Raw genomic sequence first — 18,928 nt, forward strand, 5'->3', positions numbered from 1 at the left:
TTAAAGTTAGTTCGAAATTATGAAGAAAATAACAATAGCAATAGACGGATACTCTTCTTGCGGTAAGAGTACGATGGCAAAGGATCTTGCCAAGGAAATAGGTTATGTTTATGTAGATACGGGCGCCATGTACCGCTCGGTAACTCTCTATGCGCTGCGTCATCAGCTCTTCGAAGCAGATGGAGCCGTAAAGACTGAAGAACTGCAGAAGGAGATGAAGAACATCAGCATCTCATTCAAGTTTAATGAAACAACCGGTCGCCCAGACTGCTATCTGAACGGCGAACTGGTAGAAAAGGAAATCCGTTCGTTAGAGGTTTCCAACCACGTTAGTCCGATTGCCGCCGTTCCTTTCGTCAGAGAGGCGCTGGTAGAGCAGCAGCAGAAGATGGGCGAAGACAAGGGCATCGTGATGGATGGTCGCGATATAGGTACCACAGTGTTCCCAAATGCCGAACTGAAGATTTTCGTTACAGCCAGCTCACAGGTGAGAGCACAGCGCCGTTTCGATGAACTGAAGGAAAAAGGAATGCCAGCCGACTTCGATGCGATTCTGAAGAATGTAGAGGAGCGCGACTATATCGATACCCACCGCGAGACTTCCCCACTCAGAAAGGCTGATGATGCCATCACGCTCGACAACAGCAACATGACCATTCCTGAACAGAAGGCATGGCTGATGGAACAATATCAAAAGGCAATAGCAGAATAAGCTACAGAAAAGAGACTGCCGGGTTATTTATGCAAAAATGCGTTAAATATACTACTTCTGCCGATAAATTTATTTTATTCGATGAAAAAGATTTTGGAAAAAAACTTCAATGTAGTATCTTTGCAACCATATTAACAAGGTAGTAATGATATAGATTATAAATTTTGAGTTAATTACTGTTTTTTGAAGGTGATAGGTCTTCGGGAGAAGATTTATCACCTGTTTTATTTTCAGACAGTTTATAAAAGATAAACCCATTTGACGTTGTAAAACACAACGTCAAATGGGGTAACTTATTAATAAACAACATATTAAGTTTTTCAATCAACAATAAAACTATCCTCTAACCTTGATACGGCGAAACGCCGTAACAAGGGTATCAAGCAACTGATAGTCAACACCTTAACTCTCACTATAAGAGAGCCGAACTTTCCTTGATAATCTTATCCCTGCACTCTTCCATCAGCCACTTCGGCGTACTGGTAGCGCCACAGATACCTACCGTTTCCACATCCTTGAACCAGTTCATATCTATCTCGTCGGCACTTTCTATCTGGTAGCTGTTGGCATTCACACTCTTGCATTCCTTGAAAAGCACCTTACCGTTCGAACTCTTTCTGCCACTCACAAAGAGGATGACATCATGCTTGCTGGCAAAGGCAGCGATGTTAGGCATGCGGTTAGCCACCTGACGGCAGATGGTATCGAAACTCTTGAAGACAGCGCCCTCAACAATATGCTCCTGGCAGTATTCGATGATGCGATGGAACTCATCGAGACTCTTGGTAGTCTGGGAGTAAAGATAGATATCTTTAGAGAAATCCAGCTGACCGCTTTCCTTCAGCTGCTTCACATCTTCAAACTTCTCTACCACGATGGCATGACTCTCCGTCTGCCCCACCAGTCCGAGCACCTCAGCGTGCCCGTTCTTACCGAAAATCACGATTTGAGCCTCCGGATTGTTGACATACTGCTTCTTGATGCGGCGCTGCAACTGGAGCACCACAGGACAGGTAGCATCGATGATTTCAATGTTGTTTCGCTCGGCAAGGGCATAAGTTTCAGGCGGTTCACCATGAGCACGGAGCAAGACCTTTACGCCCTGCAGTTCCTCCATCTGCTCATGGTCTATCGTGATGAGTCCCGCTTCATGCAGGCGCTCCACCTCCATACCGTTATGCACAATATCGCCCAGGCAGTAAAGTTTACCGCCCTTAGCCAACTCCTCTTCAGCTTTCTTGATGGCAGTGGTTACACCAAAGCAGAACCCACTGCCGTTATCTATTTCTATCTGCACGATATTCGTTTTTAATTCATTGTACATTAATCTTCACCACCACCTTAGCATGGTCAGGATCATTCGTAATCATGAGGATACGAGGGTGTCTGACACGCGATTTCTTCAAGTCGGCAGCCACAGCCGTCACCTTCATCTTAACGGTCTCTCCTGGCTGAATCTTACTCTTCTTCAGGTTCACCTGCAAGCCCATCGTAAACATCTGCATGCTGCGGATATCCAGTTCCGACTTACCCTTATTGGTAATTAGAATCTCACCCTTCAGTTTCTTCTTTCCATTGAAACTACCCAGATTGAGATCGGTGGCAGACATCTCTATCTTCGGAGCCAGTGCCTTCTTGGTTGGAGTCATGTTTTCGAAACCAGGAAGAAGAACGGCTGATACCACGATTTCCTTCTCAGGCGCAATCTTATCGCCAGGACGCTCACCGAGATAAACCGATGTCTGGTTCAAGCCCAGGTCACGCAGTTTCTTGGAATCCAGCACGAAACTGATTTCGGCAGAATGACGCGGAGCTACCTTGGAAGGCGATACGAAAGCATGAAGATAGGATGGCAGATGCATCACTACCGGCTCCAGTAATTCGTCGGTAGGATTGAAGATATGGATGCGCTGAACCGGACGGTCGCCACGGTTCACGTCATCAAACTCCACCTCCTGGGCATCACTCTTGATGACACCCAGCATCTCATCGTAAGAACCAGCGAAATCTACTACGCTGCCCACTACCTTTCCCCTCATAGAGAGGATGAACGGCTCTTCATCCGCATTGGTATAGAGGCAAACCTGCTTGGTGAAAGTACCCATCTGCTTGGCATCGTATACCGCCTTGATGACGAAACTTTCGCCGGCAGCAATGCTCGTCTTCGGATAATCTACCTCCGTACAGCCGCAGCTTTTCAACACATTGTTGATAACCAACGGCTTGTGCCCGTCATTCTTCAGCACGAATTCGGCAGTTACAGGCTTGCGGAACACCACCTGTCCGCAGTCTACCACCTCGTGCTGGGTTGTAATCTTCTGTGCTGATGCAGGCAGCGCCAACAGCGCTGAGAGCATCCATATATTCATCCGTTTCATACTATTCTATTTTAAATTATCAATCTATAAACTATTAATTGTTAACTCTCAACTCATACGCCTCTGTGCGGCCACCAAACTCCGGACTGTAGGTACACTCAGCGGTGCAAGTTCCGCTCTGATAGTCGCCCTTTCTATCCACGTAATACTCCATTTCTACGATGTGCTTACCTTTAGATAAACGATCGAAATAGAAATTTGTTGCATGATCTCTTGGAGAAACATAGCAGCCTATGCCCCACTGATAACCGCTCTTCTGGTTGACCGACTCCAGACATGCCGCACGCTTATCCGTAATCTGCACAAAGTCGTAGTCGCGGTCGGCGGTGATGATGAGCGTTACCTTCACCTTCTCGCCTACCTTCGCCTGCGCCTTGCCCTTGCCCTCAGATTCGGCAGGAACGATGACACGGCGCACCTTGATGCCCGACTCAATGGAACCGATTTCGCTGATAGGCTGCTTAAACTCTGCATAGACAGCACCCCAGCTGGTATAATCGCTCTTTTTGTCGATGCTCAGCTTAGATGCCTTGCCCGTCTTTTCGGTCTTCACATAGCCCAAAGTAGTGGAATCCTGCGGCATCGGCAGCAGCTTGCCATCCAGTTTCAGCACGGCATTCTCAGCCTTCCTGCTCCAGTTGCTCTCATTGCCCTTCATAAAGGCGTAGACGGCATCCACGGTGTTCACTGGCGTATCCCAAACCTGGGTACGTTTCGACATCAGGAGCCAGCGCTGCAGTTCCTCGATGGTCTGCTTGTCGTTCGGTTTCAGCATCTGCATCGCCTCTATCACAGATACCTGGGTAGGAATCTTATAGTTTCTCCAGCTGTAGAGTGCCTTGCGGGTATCGTAGTAGCGGCCCATCTCCTCGCGGTAAACGGCATATTCGTTCACGCTCTGCAGATATTCGCCAGCCTTCTCGCGGTAAGCAGCATTCTGCTGGCTGTTTCTGGCGAGTACCACGGCAGCACGCGCCTTGCCATAGATGGAGAAATCACCGGTCAACTTCGACATCTTGTCCAGGAGATAAGCCTTATCCTGCTCCAGATTCTGCTTCATCTTTCTGCCATCCATCGAAAGGATGTAGAGATAATGCAGCGCCTGTTCGCTAGGATTCACCTTCTGCTTTTTCTCCTCCTGCTTCTTCATTTCTCTTACTTCCTGTGCTGTCTGCCAGGAGAGATAATCAATGGCGGAAGTCAGCATCTTGGCGGTGGATTTCTGCACACCTGCGATGGCATTCAATCGAACCATCATTTCGGCTACCGATGTTGTCATATACCGGCTGCCCTTCATGCCTTTCCACCAGGAGAAGGAACCGTCAGCATTCTGCAACTTCTTCAGTTTCTCCACCTGATTCTGCAGGCGGATGCTCTCCTGAGAGAGATTTTCCAGCGAGAGATGCTTCTGGATATGGGTGGTGATGGTATTGGCGTAGATAGCAGACATCAGCGAGATGGCGTTCTCCTCATCCGGATTACTGATGGCTGGCAGCGCCTTCACCATCAGCCAACTAGGATTGTTGGTGTACTCGATGGTTACCTTGGCATCTTCAGTGCCCTTCGCCTGCTTGCCCTCCTTGTTCAGGAAGAGTTTGCTCAGGTCGAAGTTCTGCTCGCCCTTCTGATGCAGGGTGATAGGCAGGGTGTTCACCACGAGTTCACGGTTGCTCAAAACCGGCAGATAGTGCTGTTCACCATCGCTGTATCCGTTTCCGGCAGCCACCACCTTATTAATATATACACCTTCTTTCAGTCCCTGGACATCAAAGGAGATGGTAGCAGAGCCCTCGGCATCGATGCTGTAGTTCTGCGTCTTCTGCCAAACCACCTTGTTGGTCTCCGGGTCGAGAATCTGCATACGGGCGTTGCCGCTCACCTTCTTGTCGGAAGTATTGAAGAGTTTAACCACGATGGTACTCTTATCGCCCTCACGCAGGAAGCGAGGCATGTTAGGCTGCACCATCACGGTTTTCTGAGCCACAGCCTCATCCACCAGCAAACCGTTGCGCATCTCCTTGTCATGAGCCAATCCCATGAATTTCCAGGTAGTCACGCTCTCTGGCAGGGTAAATCTGATGGCTACGTTGCCATTGTTGTCGCTCTCCAAGGCAGGATAGAAGAAGGCGGTCTCGTTCATATTCTCACGCACCTGTACCTTGTCGAGGAATTGTCCTGCATCTGAGCCAGAACCGCCGGCAAACTGCGGCATCTCCTCTACTACATCAAAAACCTTGTTGGCAGATGGAGCAGCCGCTCCGACACGGGTCATTTTAGAGCCGCGAATCCTGATGACTTTCGCTTCTTCTCGAACCAGCTCGTCTTTCTGTACACGAACAGCCTCAACAGTTCCGCCAGAAGAACGTTCCAACTTGCTCAGTTCCACCGCTTGCATATAAGCATAATAGCTAAAGAATTTGCCATCAAACTTATCTACATCCAGTCCCCTCTCGTCATAATACTTGGTAGGATAAACGCTATTCAAGTAAAATGAACGGGAAGTGAGGTTGTGCTTCCAGTAGCAGTTTGGCAAACTCTGATAGAAGCCCAGGGAGATATTCCAGAAATGCGGGGCTATCTGGTCAAGCGACTTGTCATAGAGCACACTCATCAGCTGCGCCTTGGCTGGCTTGCCGTCAGGGGTGGTAATCCTCAGCGTCCACTCCTCCTTCTGACCAGGGGTCAGACGGTTGCGGAAGGTCTTCCAGGCGATGTTCAGTTTCTTCTCAGGCAAAGGACGGGCGATGCTCATCATTCGGGTATAGCACTTGCCTTGCTTCACGAAACTATAGTTCAGTACGATGCCCGACGCATATTCCTCCTTGTAGGTGAAAGGCAAGGTCACGATACTGTCGCCCAACTCCCAGGCGCCTTTCTCCAGCAGTTTGTTGCCGGCGATGATGGAATATACGATGTGTGCTCCGTTCTCCGAAGAGCCCACCTGGATATAGACCGGCTTGCCATCACGAGGGAAGGTCTTCGCCGTCTGATAATACCATTCGGTGGTTGGCTCCACCGGATGGGTATCCTTCATGCTGAAAAGGGTGAACTTCTGCTGCAGGGTATCCTGTCCGCAGATTGCCTCCAACTGATGAACGCCAGATTTCCAAACGAGGGAAGAAGAGGCAGAAGAAGCATATTCCTTGATAGAAACCGGTGCATTCGCCTCGGCATCCTTCCATTCGCCCTTATCAATTCGATATTTCAACCTGCTCGAAATCGGCATACCACTGGCATTGCGGTAAGCGAAGGTCACCGTCTTCAGACTGTCTGTTTCGATACGCTTAGGAAGATTCACCGTGAGGATGGTTGGTTTGGTGCCCAGAGGCAGACTCATCACGCCCTCGTGGCTTTCGCCGCTGATGTCGGTAACGATGGCTGAGACCTCGAAGTTGAAGAAACGGGCGATGCGCATGAAATCGCTCATATCAGCCTCGTCTTTTCCAGACAAGGAAGCCTCCAGCGGAATCTCTACGTCGAAGGTTCCGTCCTCACGAGTCACGCAACTGTCAGTCTTCACCAACTGTCCGGCAGAGCCTGCGCCCCACCACCAGAGTTGGTTTCTGCGAGTCACCTGATACTCCACCTTGGCACCCTGCACAGGCACACCAGAGTAGGTCTTGGCTGTAGCCTTCACCACTACAGTATCGCCCCAGTTATATTTCTCGTTCACCTTCGGGAAGGTAATCTCGAAGGTTGGACGCTTGTACTCCTCCACACGGAAGAAGCGGTTAGCTCGATCATCCACGGCTACATGATACATACCAGTCTGTCCGCCCTGAGGCAATTCGAAATCCACCGAAGCCGTGCCATACTCGTCGGTCGTAGCCTTCTGCTCAGCCACCTGCTTCAAGTTGGCATCTCTCAGGATAAACTTCAGTTCCTTGCTCTTGCCTGGCACATTGGCATCCAAGCCCTTCTTCACGATGTAGGAAATGGCTGTGGCATGCACCTTCTGTCCCGGACGATAGATGCTGCGGTCGGTATAAACCTGATATTTAGTCTCATTATCTTTCTGTTCATAATAGCGGGTACGGCTGAGATAGATGTCCCGAGCAGGCGTAAACTTGTCGCTGTGGGTGGAAATTAGGACCTCTCCATCCACATTCTTGAAGTAAGCCTCGCCGTTCTCATCGGTCGTCAATCGGGCATGAACCAGTCGCTTGCGTTTGCCCGTCTTCACATCATAATCCTTTTCATAAAGTTCTATCTTCGCCCCGGCGATAGGCTGTCCGTCTGTAGCATTCACCACTACATAGCGATGCCTGTCATCAGGCAACTGCTGGATCATCACCGCCAGATTGCTCACATAGAAAAGCTGTCGCTGTGGAGCGATGCCGGCATTATCCGAAGTCACCTCCATCAGATAGGCACCCAGCGGCAGATTGCCACGGATTTCGATGGAATCCTTCACCTCTTCGTAATTCGGACGACCATAGTAGTTCCTGCTGAAATCCTTCTGATGCAGCTTCGTAGTCTTTTTCAGAAGCATCTTATAGGTAGCCTCATTCTGAACATCATACTCATTATCTGCCGTGATGTTGAGGCGGGAAATGCTGACCTTCAGGTTCTGGAGATTGCGCACGTTCAGATGCACCCACTTCCTTTCTGAAGGACGAAGCACCAATGGCATATCCTTCACCCGGAACATCGGTTCGGTGAGTCGCTTCTGCGCATTTCTCAGTTCGTTCATTCTCGACCATCCACCCCAGCGGCTCAGCGCATAGTTGATATAGTTGAGCTTATCCTGCGGTTTGGCATCGGTAGCCCCTTCCATGAAGCGAAAATGCTCCACGGCAAGTTCGCCTGCCTCCGGAATATCCTGATAAACCTGGATGAGCGAGTCGATAGTCTGCAGATACTTCGATTTCTTCACTTCTCTCACGTCGTCCTGACGGTATTTCTCGATGAGCTTATAGGCACAGAGACAAGCCGCACCCCTATTTCCCACCTTATTATAATAGGTGTACAGCTGCAGATACGCCTCCTTGCTGTCTGCCTCGAATCCGATGAGATGAAGCAAATCATTCTTGAAGGAACTTCCGTCCACCCCTTTCAGAGTCAGCGGCACATACTCAGTAGAAGCATGCTTAGCAAGAAGCTCTGGGTGCGCCATCGCTTTCTTGAAGAACTCCCGGCTCTTCTTCAGGTTTACCTTTCGCTGACTTTGATAATAAGAAGCATCCTCCCTTTGTTCCAAAGAAGCCTCATCCACTTCTATTCCATACGGATTATCATGATATACCTTGCCGAGCACAGCATATCTCACCGCTTTCAGCATCGGGTCATTTGTCTTCAAAGCTTCAGCCTCCATCCGCTTCACGTTAGGCGTCAGCGAGTCAGCCGAAATCTCTTTCCAGAGTGTCATCTGTCTTGTCTCAGCCGCCAGCAGCTGCCCGTAATCTTTGGCAGCCGAAGCCTTGGCGATGATTTTCTTCATCACCGCGATTTCGCTCTTAGGCTGGTCCTTCTGAGCATTGATTTCAGCTTGCTTCCACAAGTTGTCGTATGTCTGAGCCACTACCTGCATCGTAGCAAAGAGGGCTATCAGAAGTGATAAAATGTTTCTTTTCATAAGCCAACAGTATAAAATGTTAATAGAATGATGATAATCATCAAACTTTTCATTGCAAAAATACAAAAAAAAACTGTTTTCTAACCCCGAAACTGAAACTTTTTACTATCTTTGCACGAAAATAATATATTTTACCTAGAAATAAACATTAAAAAAACAATGGCAGAAAAAAAGTATGGTCATTTTGATGACGCCAATCGCGAATACGTGATTACTGACCCAAAGACCCCATGGCCTTGGATCAATTATTTGGGTAACGAGGATTTCTTCTCGCTCATCTCAAACACAGCAGGTGGTTATTCCTTCTACAAGGATGCCAAGTTCCGTCGCATCACCCGTTATCGCTACAATGGTGTGCCGATGGATAATGGCGGTCGCTATTTCTATATCAAGGATGGTGATACCGTATGGAACCCGGGATGGAAACCTTGCAAGACACCGCTCGACAGCTACGAGTGCCGCCACGGCATGAACTATACCCGCATCACGGGCAGCAAGAATGGCGTAGAGGCAAGTGTGCTCTTCTTTGTTCCGCTCCATACATGGGCTGAGGTGCAGAAGATGACGCTGAAGAACCAGACTAAGGAGGTGAAGACCCTCAAGGTGTTCTCCTTTGCAGAGTGGTGCCTCTGGAATGCTGCTACCGACATGGAGAACTTCCAGCGCAACTTCTCTACGGGCGAGGTGGAGGTAGAGGGTTCTACCATCTATCACAAGACCGAATATCGTGAGCGCCGCAACCACTACGCTTTCTACACTGTGAATACCGAGATTCAGGGCTACGATACCGACCGCGAGAGCTTCATCGGACTCTACAACGAGTTTGCCGAGCCTGAGGCTGTGATGGAAGGCAAGCCACGCAACAGTTTTGCCCACGGATGGAGCCCTATCGCATCTCATTACATCGAGGTTACCCTGCAGCCAGGCGAGAGCCGCGACCTCATCTTCCTTTTGGGATATGTGGAGAACGAGCAGGACAAGAAGTTCAGCGCCAAGAAGGTAATCAACAAGGAGAAAGCTCATCAGCTTATCGCCAAGTTTGATACCACCGAAAAGGTGGATGCTGCCTTCGCAGAACTCAACCAGTACTGGGATAACCTGCTGAACATCTTCACCGTGAAGAGCGGCAACGATAAGTTAGACCGCATGGTGAACATCTGGAACCAGTATCAGTGCATGATTACCTTCTGCATGTCGCGTTCGGCTAGTTTCTTCGAGAGCGGCATCGGTCGAGGCATGGGCTTCCGCGATTCCAACCAGGACCTCGTAGGTTTCGTTCATCAGATTCCTACCCGTGCCCGCCAGCGCATCATCGACATCGCCAGCACCCAGTTCCCTGACGGCGGCTGCTATCACCAGTACCAGCCACTCACCAAGCGCGGCAACAACGATATCGGCGGCGGTTTCAACGACGACCCTTGCTGGCTCATCTTCGGTACCGTAGCCTATATCAAGGAGACGGGCGACTTCTCTATCCTCGCTGAACAGGTGCCTTTCGACAACCAGCCAGGCACAGAAGTAAGCCTCTTCGAGCACCTCAAGATTTCGATGAACCATGTTATCAACAACCTGGGTCCACACAAGTTGCCACTCATCGGAAGAGCCGACTGGAACGACTGTCTGAACCTGAACTGCTTCTCCTGGGACCCTAACGAGAGTTTCCAGACCACCGAAAACAAGGGCGAAGGAAGCAAGGCAGAGAGTCTGATGATAGCCGGTCTGTTCGTGGTTACCGGCAAGGATTATGTGGCTCTGTGCAAGCAGCTTGCCAAGGAAGCTTTGGAAAGCAAGGAGGGCGAAATAGCCGGTCTTGCAGAGGAAGATTATTTGACAGAAGCCGAGCGCATGCAGCAGGCTGTAGATGAGATGAACGAGGCTGTAAAGCAGCATGGATGGGACGGAGAATGGTTCCTCCGCGCTTACGATTTCTTCGGCAACAAGATTGGTAGTGATGAGAACGAGGAAGGCAAAATCTTCATTGAGAGCCAGGGCTGGTGTACGATGGCTGGTATCGGTCTGGAAGAAGGACTCTGCGATAAAGCACTGGACAGCAGTAAGAAACGACTGGAATGCGAGCACGGACTGGTGCTGAACAACCCAGCCTACACCACCTATCATGTAGAAATGGGTGAGATTTCTTCTTATCCTGAAGGCTACAAGGAGAACGCCGGTATCTTCTGCCACAACAATCCTTGGGTCATCATCGGAGAGACTGTAGCCGGCCGAGGCAACGATGCCTGGAGCCATTATACCAAGATTCTGCCTAGCTATGTAGAGGAAAAATATCAGACACTTCACAAGGTAGAGCCTTACGTAAACTGCCAGATGGTAGCCGGTAAGGATGCAGCCAAACCGGGCGAAGGAAAGAACTCCTGGCTCACCGGTACAGCGGCATGGATGTGGTATACAGTATCAGAATTCATCCTCGGCATCAAGCCAGATTATGAAGGTTTGCTCATCGATCCTTGTCTCCCAAGCACCGCTAAGGAGTATGAGGTAACCCGCAAGTTCCGTGGTGGCGAATACCATATCACAGTAAAGAATCCTAGCGGAAACCAGAAGGGCGTGAAGCAGATTACAGTGGATGGCACTCCTATCTCAGGCACCATCATTCCTTGCTCTGAAGGCAAGCATGAAGTAGTGGTTGAGATGTAAATCAGCCAGATCTCATCAAGTTACGATTTGAAAGTTCAATGTAACGAAATTCTTTTCATACCCATGCCCCCTGTTTTAGGGGGTATGGGTATCACAATAAACACTTGCCCCTTTATTTCAAGGGAGCAAGTGTTTTATTCATCTGATAATCTGATACTTAACTCTTAACATAAGCACATATCCAACAGTATCAAGAGTAAGATTCTAAGTCTCTATCATTGACTCAGTTCCTCAATAACTCAGTTCCTCAGTTTTTTTCTAGGGGGTATATAGCCCTTTTAGTTCAAAGTTGTTTTAAATTGTTATATATTATATATTATTATATATATATATTTATATATATATATAATAAACTTCTAAACAAAGACAAAAGTGAAGGGTCAGAGAAAAACTGAGGAACTGAGTTATTGAGGAACTGAGTCATTGCAGTAAAAACATCATAATCCTCATAAACACCTGATTTACTGCTTAACTCTATACTTTAAGAGAACAAAGCTATGAGTTGCTCCCCGTAAAACTATGAGTTGTCACCCGCAAAACTATGAGTAAGGAAGTTTAACTACTTTCAATCTGAAAGCACATTTCAAACATTTCCTTATCACGCCCCCAAACTTGGCAGTATCAGAGAAAAGTTGTATCTTTGCACGGAATTCCATCCATTCCTTCCATTCCATCCATATCTACATACCTTCCAACTCCTTCCATACCGCTCCTTCCATGCCATCCCAATAACTCCTTCCGCCCAGCTTCAGCACGCGTCTCTCCATCCGAAGTATTAAAAGGAAAAAGATAAAAAAGTATGGCTTTTCGAGTTATTTTTTGTACTTTTGCAGCCGATAACGCATTTTGCGAACAAAACAGGATTCTTTAAAGAAAAGAAAGGAAATAACAATGAAGAAAATATTATACTTTGTGGCAGCCCTGGCTGCTGCATCCTTTATCACTACGATGGGTACCAGCTGCAAGTTTGCACCCAACCAGCATGACGGCGACACGGTAGCTGCCAGCGAGTTTTACCCGATAGATACCTCTGCGGCTCATGCCAAGAAGATGGCGAAGATTGCTGCTATCAAGAACGGAAAAGACAGTGTAGGCATCTATTATGTGGGCAGCAACTCTACCAAAGACCTCATCGAGCTCGTATCCTATCCTTCACGCCGCGACACGATGATGTACAGCAAGACCCGACACATAAAGGTGAAGGGCAATGCCGATATCAACCACGTGATTCGTGTAGACTTCTATCTCCTCAATGGCAAGGATTCGCTGGTGAAATATGTGGAGGAAGTGGAGCTCAAAACAAATCATTGAGAACCACTTCATTCTGGGCTATGCCCGAATACATATTCCGCTGAAGACCATAACTGCTGATAAACGTCAGTTGTATCGACTTTCGGGTCTTTGTTTCCTCCATAAAGCGGACGATTTTGTTTCTCAGAATCTTCTCGTAATCCTTATTGATGGCAAAGTCACTTTCCGAAAACTTCATTTCACAAAGATTAATGGTATTGTCACCACGCTCTATCACCATATCTATCTGGGCTGCCCGCTCCGCCGCTCCGGCATCACTCTTGCTTCGCCAGGAATACAAATGGGTAGACACACCAGATATTCCCAACCGCTGCTTCACCTGGTCGATATGATTCATCGCCAATATCTCGAAAGAGATTCCAGCCCAGGCATAAAAACGGGGCGTGCGCTGCAACTTGCTCCAATACAGAAGATTACGGAATGAACTATCGCGCAGGAAACGGAAATAGAACAAGGTGAAGAAATCTACCAACTGATAGAGAGACTTTCGGGTAGAACAGCCATAATTGACATACTTTCTGATGAAACCGCAAGATTCCAGATTGTCGAGAATCGTGGTCAACGATTTGCCCGACTTCATTCCTGTGGCATCGGCTATTTCCGAGCGCATCATACCATAACCACGCTCGTTCAGGCATTCTACCACTTTGACGTATGCCTCAGAATCCTTAAACAGAGAGCGATAGAGAATCGTAAACTCATTGTACAACTGCCCATTGGGATTGAACAGCAGACGGTCTATATTCTGAGCCAAACTTAACCGCTCGTCCAAAAGATTCAGGTAATATGGGATTCCTCCCAATATCATATAAAGTTCAGCCAGTTCATATCTGGACAACATCATCCCCTTAGTATTCAGAAATGCTTCCGACTCCCCAAGAGAAAAAGGCTGCAGGAAAAGACGATGAGTAAGACGACCATAAAGTCCGCCATGGTTATTGATAAGTTTATCCATCATCCAGGAAGTGGCAGAGCCGCAGACAATGAGAACGATGTCGCGACGTGCAGAGGCCCATCCATTCCAGAAATGCTCCAGGGCAGAGATAAAATTAGAGCCTGCAGTATCCATCCAAGGCAGTTCATCAAGAAAAATCACCTTACGTTCTATCCCGTTTAAAGAATCAAGATAAGTGATAAGCATCTCGAAAGCATCGAGCCAGTCGTGGGGAACAGAGGTTACATTCCTATCATAACGTCGAAGCGTATAAAAGAAGTTTTTCAACTGCTCCTGTGTGTTTCCGCCCGCCAGTCCTGATGTCTGAAACACCATTTCCTGCTCAAAATATTCGCGCACAAGAAACGTTTTCCCCACTCTGCGGCGTCCGCATACTGCCACAAATTCCGACTGCCTTGACTCGTATATACGTGCCAAGGTATCCTGTTCACTCTTTCTGCCGATAATATTATTCTTCATTTCTTATTCTCCTGCTTTAATTTCTAATCATTTGCAAAAATAGCAAGAAAAAAGTAATTATTGGCTATTTCTTATATAATTTTCAGCCAATAACACCTGTTTTTAAGCATTATTGGCTAAAACAAGCGATATATTTAGCCAGTAACCATAAAATCAACATAAAAAAAGCTAGCGCTTATCAGAAACGCTAGCCTTTTTCGTATTTTATCTAACCTGAATTTCAAATCACTTAATAGCCTATAAACTATCAACTATAAACTATCAACTAATCATAGAATCCCGGCTGCTTATACTCAATGCCCAGTTCATCATCTACTGTTGCGATGACACCCTGAATCTGCCCCATGGCAAACATACGGCCGAGGAGAGTGTAACCGGCATTGTGACCATGATTGCTCTCATCGAATACGCCACCAGGCTCATCAGTGAAGGTCATACCGTGGTCTACTCGCATTGGCAATCGACGACCGGAATTGCACTTGCCTTCCTGCTCAGCCTTCTCGAAGATGCGGCAAAGTTCAATGAGATGGCCGCGACCACCCAAGTGAGAAGCCTCTGTAAAGTTGCCGTTAGGGAAGATGTAGCAAGAGCGCAGATGAACAAAGTGAGTGCGGTCAGCAAACTGCTTAGCCATTGCCACACAGTCGTTGTGCTCGCCGGCAGAGAATGAACCTGCACAGAAAGTCAGACCATTGTGCTTGTTTGGCACAGCATCGAGCATCCACTGGATATCCTCGGCACGACCGATGATTCTTGGCAAACCGAATACAGGATAAGGAGGATCGTCTGGGTGAACACACATATTGATATCGTACTCATCGCAGATAGGCATGATAGCCTCCAGCCAGTACTTCATGTTCTCCTGCAACTTCTTCTTGTCGATGCCATCATAAAGCTTCAACAGGTCGCGGAACTTCTGGACAGGAGCTGAATCGCCCTCGCTGAAGTTACCCGATACGAATCCCTGGGTCTTGATGATGATATTCTCTACCAGGGCATGATCCTGCTCTGGTGTAGAAGTCTTCTTGATTTCATCAGCCTCAGCCACGAGGTCTCTGCCCCACTTGTGCTCCTTAGAGAACTCAGCCCAATCCTCACGAGCGCCTTCACGCTGCAGGATATAGATATCAAAGTAGGCAAACTCGCCCCAGTTCATATAGAGGTTGTTGGCTCCGTTAGGATTCTCGTGTGCCAAATCGGTACGTGCCCAGTCTAATACAGGCATAAAGTTGTAGCAGATGCATTTGATGCCTTCCTCGCCCAGGTTGCGGAGACTTTCCTTGTAAACCTCAATCTGATGATCACGGTCAGGACCGCCATATTTCAGGGTTTCAACTACAGGCAAAGACTCTACCACGCTCCATTTCATACCGTAAGACTCGATGTACTCCTTGAGTTCATGAATCTTCTCGCGTGTCCAAACCTCACCCAGAGGAACATCGTGCAATGCGGTAACGATGCCCTCTACACCAATCTGCTTCAACTGTGCAAGTGTAATCTTATCTTTCTTGCCAAACCAGCGCCATGTTCTTTCCATATATATATTATAATGTATAAGTTTAAAAATGAATTATCTTGCAGAAACATATTTATGCAATGTCGCTCTTACAGCACCCTTACCGGCAAAGAGTTCCTTCACCATGCACTCAATCTGCTCGCCGAAGCCAGCCTCATAGAGATCGAGACCGAACACATCCTTGCGACTATAGAGGTTCTTGAGGCATGAGTAATCCTGATCTGCCTTGCCTACTTCAAGAGGAGCTACGATGGCCTGCAGTTCTGCCAACAATGGGTCAGAAGATGGCTCGAATGGCTTCAGGTTATCATCCAATGCCTTGAGATAACGGGCATAACCTGCCAATACCAGAGGAATCAACACAAGGTTGTTCTTGTCGAGACCGCGGTCGATGTACTTCTTGATAGTCTCACCGAAACGGATAGAGAGTTTCTGGCTGGTATCGGTAGCGATACGCTGAGGAGCATCTGGCATGAATGGGTTAGGCAGACGCTTGTTGATAACGGTGCCGATAAACTCGTATGGGTTCAATACACCTGGATCTGTCACTACTGGCATTGCCTCGATATAACCAATTTTCTGGATGAAGGCACGAAGGTCCTCATCAGCCATCTCGGCAGAAATCAGGGTGTAGTCGAGCATGCAACCATAGATTGACATCGCAGTATGGAGAGGGTTCAGACAGGTGGTTACCTTCATGGTCTCAACCTCATCTACAGTCTTGCGGGTGGTATAGAGCGCACCGCCCAACTCCAATGGCGGACGACCATTGGTATAAGTATCCTCGCAAACGAGATACTGCACTTCCTCGGCATTTACGAAAGGAGCGGTGAAAGTATGCTTCTCGGTGATAATCGTATTGTTATCCTCGAAACCATCCTCAACGAGCATCGCCTGTACCTTCTCGTGTGGACGAGGAGTAATCTTATCAATCATAGACCAAGGATAGGTAATCTTGCTGCTGTCATTGATATAATCTACGAAACCAGCCTCTACGATACCATCCTGTGCCCAACGCTCAGCATAAGCCTTTACGCCAGCCTTAACATGGTCGCCATTGTGAGAACAGTTGTCGGTAGACTGAAGAGTAAGTGGCAACTTGCCAGCCTTATAACGCTCATAGAGAAGAGCGGTAAGCTTACCCATAGCAAATACTGCATCAAGACCACGTGCCAAATCGGCATCATTGAAAGAATATCCCTTCTCTGTGATGGTGAAAGTTACCATCTGCAAAGTAGGAGCCTGGAAAATCTGAACCAGACGCGCCCAGTCGTCAGCAAACTGCTTATCCGCCTTGAGGCTTTCTGTGATAGATGCGATAACCTTCTTTTCGATAGTACCATTAGACTGGAGGCTTACGAGAAGCGAGAGATTATTGTAAGGACGATAAGCCTTATCGATAATTTCGTAGTCGAAGCTTTCTGCCACGATTACACCACGATCGTACTTGCCGGTGTTAAGTGCATCGTTGAGGATGGCTGCTGGGAAAGCACGGAAGATGTTACCTGCGCCGAAGTGAACCCAAGTAGGCTCGTCGTGAGTCTTCTTAGCTACGGCTGCGATGTCATACTTAGGAAGCTCATAACCCTTAGCTTCCCATTCTGCAGCATTAAAGCTGTCTGAAAGAATTTCGTTCAGTTTCATGATTATACAGTATTTTTTGATTGTTTCATGTACTCGCCTATCTTTCCGAATAGGCGTGGCAAAAATACAAAGAAAAATCGAAACCCGCTCATTTTAAAGGCTATAATTTCATAAAATGAACGATTTGCAAATATATTTGAACGAAAAAGCAAACGTCACGGATCAGATGAACCCGTTTTTTAACGATTATGTTACATCAAATAAAAAAGGGTTACATCAGAAAAACAGAAAAGAGGACGTAAGTTCTCGCCCCCACATCCTCTTCTTTTTATCTTTAGATTTCATTTTCCTATTCTTCCAGCGATTTGATTTGCTTCTTCGGCGTAACGCCAAGTCCCTTCAGGCTCTCTACCCTTCTCATCACATTGCCGGTGCCGTCATAGAGTTGCTTCTTCGCCTTATCGAAGGTTCCCGAAAGGCGGGTTATCAAATCGCCGATGCCCAGGAAAGTATCTTCGAAGCCAGCCACCTTATCATACAGGTCAGCAGCCGTCTTCACGATTTTCTCCACATTCTTGTTCTGCCGGTCATACTGCCAGAGATTATAGGCAAGCTGGAGTGCCATGAGCAGATTGCTTGGTGAGATGATGATAATCTTCTTCTGGTAAGCATAGCGGCTGAGGTCGGGCTGCTGCTTCATGGCTGCGATATAGCTGGTCTCGTTAGGAATGAACATCAGTACGAAGCCGATGGCATCATCCACCAGCTTGGAATAGTCTTTGGCTGCCAGTTCATCGATGTGCTTTCGTACGCTCAGCGCATGTGCCTTCATCAGGCGTTCCTGTTCAGCCTCATCTTCAGCTGCCAGAGCATCGGAATAGGCAGTAAGCGAAACCTTGGAATCGATGACCACACTTCTGCCTTCCGGGAATCTGACGATGACATCCGGACGATAGTTCTTTCCCTCTTCATCTTTCGTATTCTCCTGAATGAAGAATTCCTCATCTTTACGAAGTCCGCTGTTCTCCAGGATAGTTTCCAGCACCATCTCGCCCCAGTCGCCCTGCATCTTGCTGTCGCCCTTCAATGCCTTGGTCAGGTTGGCAGCATCGGAGCCAATCTTCTCGGTCTGCTCCTTCAGGTTCAGTACAGCCTGCTGCTGTTCCTGCTGGAAGAGTTTCATCGTTGCCTCGAAGGTGTTCTGCAGTTCCTTCTTGTTCACCTCGTTCTGGGTCTTGCTCTCCTCTACCGATTTCTTGAAATCAGCAAACTGTTCCTTGATAGGTTTCAGGAGTTCATCCATCTGCAGACGGTTGTTTTCCTGCAGAGCCGACTGCTTGGCAGCCAGCTGCTCAGCCGCCACCTTCTGCTGTTCTATCGTCATTCGCTGCATTTCCTGCTTCAGACTCTCGAGTTTCTGTGCCCACTGCTGGTCGCTTTCCGCCCTGAGTTTCGCCGCATACAGCCGCTCGTTCTCCATCTGCGCTTTCAAGGATTGAACCTCAGCAGCATGAGATTGTTTCAAGGATTGAACCTCAGAAGCATGATGCAGTTTTATCTGTTCGATGTTAGCCGCCAGCACCTGAGCCTTCGCTATAAGCTGCGTTTTCTCTTCTCCCGCACTTTTTGCTTCCATCAGTTTCCCCACGAAGAATCCGATGGCAAGCCCTATGATGATTCCAACTACTATTTCCATTTATCCTTGTTTTGAATGATTCTGTAAATCTGCAAAAATTATTATTTGCAAAAGTAATCATTTCAAGACATAACACCAAACATCATG

General features: G+C 47.8%; 10 protein-coding genes. 3 read left to right on the top strand and 7 right to left on the bottom strand.

What is annotated here, in order from left to right:
• The first annotated feature begins 19 nt into the window (after positions 1 to 19).
• Positions 20 to 712, top strand: a complete 693-nt coding sequence (cmk, locus tag ONT08_RS02620; RefSeq protein WP_118063612.1) for a (d)CMP kinase — start codon at positions 20 to 22, stop codon at positions 710 to 712.
• Positions 713 to 1,124: 412 nt separating this feature from the next.
• Here the strand turns inward: cmk and ONT08_RS02625 are convergent, their stop codons facing one another.
• From ONT08_RS02625 to ONT08_RS02635, 3 genes are read right to left on the bottom strand one after another with little or no spacing between them, the layout of a single operon-like run.
• A complete protein-coding gene (locus ONT08_RS02625) occupies positions 1,125 to 2,012 on the bottom strand; it encodes a 4-hydroxy-3-methylbut-2-enyl diphosphate reductase (protein WP_264959558.1) in 888 nt (295 codons plus the stop codon).
• A 13-nt stretch (positions 2,013 to 2,025) separates the two neighbouring features.
• Complete coding sequence (locus tag ONT08_RS02630) at positions 2,026 to 3,090, bottom strand: DUF1573 domain-containing protein (protein ID WP_264959177.1); 1,065 nt, start codon at positions 3,088 to 3,090, stop codon at positions 2,026 to 2,028.
• A gap of 34 nt (positions 3,091 to 3,124) precedes the next feature.
• On the bottom strand, positions 3,125 to 8,665 hold the full coding sequence (locus tag ONT08_RS02635) for an alpha-2-macroglobulin family protein (protein WP_264959178.1): 5,541 nt from the start codon (positions 8,663 to 8,665) through the stop codon (positions 3,125 to 3,127).
• Positions 8,666 to 8,824: 159 nt separating this feature from the next.
• Between ONT08_RS02635 and ONT08_RS02640 the strand changes: the two genes are divergently transcribed.
• Positions 8,825 to 11,320: a GH36-type glycosyl hydrolase domain-containing protein gene (locus tag ONT08_RS02640; RefSeq protein WP_264909967.1), complete on the top strand. Its 2,496-nt coding sequence runs from the start codon at positions 8,825 to 8,827 to the stop codon at positions 11,318 to 11,320.
• An 891-nt stretch (positions 11,321 to 12,211) separates the two neighbouring features.
• Positions 12,212 to 12,631, top strand: coding sequence for a hypothetical protein (locus ONT08_RS02645; RefSeq protein WP_264959179.1), 420 nt, complete (start codon positions 12,212 to 12,214; stop codon positions 12,629 to 12,631).
• Here the strand turns inward: ONT08_RS02645 and ONT08_RS02650 are convergent.
• The 4 genes from ONT08_RS02650 to rmuC all read right to left on the bottom strand — a co-directional run bounded on the left by ONT08_RS02650 (position 12,615) and on the right by rmuC (position 18,841).
• Positions 12,615 to 14,045, bottom strand: coding sequence for an AAA family ATPase (locus ONT08_RS02650; RefSeq protein WP_264959180.1), 1,431 nt, complete (start codon positions 14,043 to 14,045; stop codon positions 12,615 to 12,617). The genes ONT08_RS02645 and ONT08_RS02650 overlap by 17 nt on opposite strands.
• Before the next feature lie 265 nt (positions 14,046 to 14,310).
• Positions 14,311 to 15,582 carry a mannonate dehydratase gene (gene uxuA, locus ONT08_RS02655; RefSeq protein ID WP_022121373.1) on the bottom strand — a complete coding sequence of 424 codons (1,272 nt, stop codon included), beginning with the start codon at positions 15,580 to 15,582 and terminating at the stop codon, positions 14,311 to 14,313.
• 33 nt (positions 15,583 to 15,615) lie between these two features.
• Positions 15,616 to 17,205, bottom strand: a complete 1,590-nt coding sequence (locus ONT08_RS02660) for a mannitol dehydrogenase family protein (RefSeq protein ID WP_264959181.1) — start codon at positions 17,203 to 17,205, stop codon at positions 15,616 to 15,618.
• Positions 17,206 to 17,494: 289 nt separating this feature from the next.
• On the bottom strand, positions 17,495 to 18,841 hold the full coding sequence (rmuC, locus tag ONT08_RS02665) for a DNA recombination protein RmuC (protein ID WP_118085772.1): 1,347 nt from the start codon (positions 18,839 to 18,841) through the stop codon (positions 17,495 to 17,497).
• Between the last annotated feature and the right edge of the window lie 87 nt (positions 18,842 to 18,928).

It is taken from the genome of Segatella copri, assembly GCF_026015465.1.
GTDB lineage: Bacteria > Bacteroidota > Bacteroidia > Bacteroidales > Bacteroidaceae > Prevotella > Prevotella copri_E.

Excerpts from the sequence above, each read along its gene's own strand:
- cmk (WP_118063612.1), top strand. The coding sequence starts at position 20 with ATGAAGAAAATAACAATAGCAATAGACGGATACTCTTCTTGCGGTAAG.
- ONT08_RS02630 (WP_264959177.1), bottom strand. The coding sequence starts at position 3,090 with ATGAAACGGATGAATATATGGATGCTCTCAGCGCTGTTGGCGCTGCCT.
- ONT08_RS02635 (WP_264959178.1), bottom strand. The coding sequence starts at position 8,665 with ATGAAAAGAAACATTTTATCACTTCTGATAGCCCTCTTTGCTACGATG.
- ONT08_RS02640 (WP_264909967.1), top strand. The coding sequence starts at position 8,825 with ATGGCAGAAAAAAAGTATGGTCATTTTGATGACGCCAATCGCGAATAC.
- ONT08_RS02645 (WP_264959179.1), top strand. The coding sequence starts at position 12,212 with ATGAAGAAAATATTATACTTTGTGGCAGCCCTGGCTGCTGCATCCTTT.
- ONT08_RS02650 (WP_264959180.1), bottom strand. The coding sequence starts at position 14,045 with ATGAAGAATAATATTATCGGCAGAAAGAGTGAACAGGATACCTTGGCA.
- uxuA (WP_022121373.1), bottom strand. The coding sequence starts at position 15,582 with ATGGAAAGAACATGGCGCTGGTTTGGCAAGAAAGATAAGATTACACTT.
- ONT08_RS02660 (WP_264959181.1), bottom strand. The coding sequence starts at position 17,205 with ATGAAACTGAACGAAATTCTTTCAGACAGCTTTAATGCTGCAGAATGG.
- rmuC (WP_118085772.1), bottom strand. The coding sequence starts at position 18,841 with ATGGAAATAGTAGTTGGAATCATCATAGGGCTTGCCATCGGATTCTTC.